Genomic DNA, 2107 nt, shown 5'->3' with positions numbered 1-2107 from the left:
CAAGGACACCGCGCGTGAAGCCGCCCGCGCGAGCGAGGTCGACGGCGGCACGCCCGCGACCGCCGAGGCCCCGAAGCCCGACGAGAAGAAGGAGGTCTGGAGCGTGGAGGCGCCCCCGGGCGCGCAGGCCACGCAGGTGCCCATCGACGTGCGCGAGGGCACGTGGCTGAACGTGGACGTGAGCCCGCGCGGGGATGAAGTCGTCTTCGACCTGCTGGGCGACCTGTACGTGCTGCCCATCGCGGGTGGCGAGGCGAAGGCCCTGACGTCCGGCGCGTCCTGGGACATGCAGCCGCGCTACAGCCCGGACGGGAAGTCCATCGCGTTCACGAGCGACCGGGGCGGCGGCGACAACCTCTGGGTGATGAACCGCGACGGGTCCGACCCGAAGCCGGTGACGCAGGAGAAGTTCCGGCTGCTCAACAGCCCGGCCTGGAGCCCGGACGGGCAGTTCCTGGTGGGGCGCAAGCACTTCACCGGCCGGCGTTCGCTGGGCGCGGGCGAGGTGTGGATGTACCACCGCGCGGGCGGCGAGGGCCTGAAGCTCACCGAGCGCGCCAGCGACCAGAAGGACCTGGGCGAGCCCGCGTTCTCCCCCGACGGCCGCTACGTCTACTTCAGCCAGGACATCACGCCGGGCAAGTCCTTCGAGTACGACAAGGATCCGAACAAGGAGATCTACGCCATCCAGCGGCTGGACCTGGAGACGAAGGAGGTGGAGCCCTTCGTCACCGGCCCGGGCGGCTCCATCCGGCCCACGCCGTCACCGGACGGCAAGCAGCTGGCGTTCGTGCGGCGGGTGCGCACGAAGAGCGTGCTGTACGTGGCGGACGTGGCGTCCGGGGCGGAGCGGCCGCTGTACGACGGGCTCGACCGGGACATGCAGGAGACGTGGGCCATCCACGGCGTGTCGCCGGTGATGGCGTGGACGCCGGACAACAAGTCGCTGGTGTTCTGGGCGGGCGGGACGCTGCACCGCATCGACGTGGCGACGAAGAAGGTGACGCCCATTCCCTTCCACGTGAAGGGGGCGCGCACGGTGTTCCAGGCGGTGCGCAGCACGCGGCCGGTGGCGCCGGACCGCTTCGACGTGAAGATGCTGCGCTGGATGCAGGTGTCACCGGATGGCAAGCGCGTGGTGTACCAGGCGCTGGGCCGGCTCTACGTGAAGGACCTGCCGTCGGGCACGCCGCGAAGGCTGACGCGGCAGAACGAGCACCTGGAGTTCTTCCCGTCGTTCTCCCGCGACGGGCGCTCCATCGTCTACACGACGTGGGACGACGACGCGCTGGGCGCGGTGCGCATCGTCGCGGCCACGGGCGGCGAGGGGCGCGTGGTGACGGCGCAGCCGGGCTTCTACGTGGAGCCCGCGCTGAGCCCGGATGGGAAGTGGGTGGTGTACCGGGCGACGGGTGACGGCTACCTGATGCCGGGGACGTGGAGCCGGGAGACGGGGCTGTTCGTGGTGCCGTCCGCGGGTGGGAGCGTGGGGCGCAAGCTGACGCGGGACGGGGAGCAGCCGCACTTCGGGGCGAAGTCGGACCGGGTGTACTTCCTGCGCGTGGAGGAGAAGGAGACGGAGGACGCGCGCATGCTCCAGAGCATCGCGCTGGCCGGGGGCGAGGAGCGCTCCCATCTCAAGAGCGCGGGGGCGCTGGAGATGCGGGTGTCGCCGGATGACCGGTGGGTGGCCTTCCGCGAGGACTTCAACGCGTACGTGACGCCCTTCGCGCGCGGCTCCAAGGAGGCGATGGTGGGGCCGGGCACCAAGGCGATGCCGGTGACGCAGGTGAGCCGTGACGCGGGCGAGTACCTGCACTGGTCCGGGGACGGCGCGCGGCTGTCGCTGCACTGGGCGCTGGGGCCCAAGCTGTTCACGCGGGCGCTGAAGGACGCGTTCACGTTCGTGGACGGGGCGCCGAAGACGCTGCCGCCGCCTTCGTTCGAAGGGGTGGACGTGTCGTTCTCCGGGAAGTCGGACGTGCCGGAGGGGACGCTGGCGCTGGTGGGGGCGCGCATCCTCACGATGAAGGGTGAAGAGGTGTTGCAGGAGGGCGTGGTGGTGGTGAAGGGCAATCGCATCGTGGCGGTGGGCCCGGTGGGGAAG

The 2107-nt window shown here is 71.0% G+C and carries 1 pseudogene; it reads left to right on the top strand.

The window, feature by feature from the left end:
- Positions 1 to 2107 (top strand): annotated as a pseudogene (locus D7V93_RS42165) (amidohydrolase family protein); the annotation flags it as partial.

Origin of the sequence: Corallococcus llansteffanensis, from assembly GCF_003612055.1 — a bacterium.
Taxonomy (GTDB): Bacteria; Myxococcota; Myxococcia; order Myxococcales; family Myxococcaceae; genus Corallococcus; species Corallococcus llansteffanensis.
This window is presented reverse-complemented; position numbering and strand designations above follow the sequence as displayed.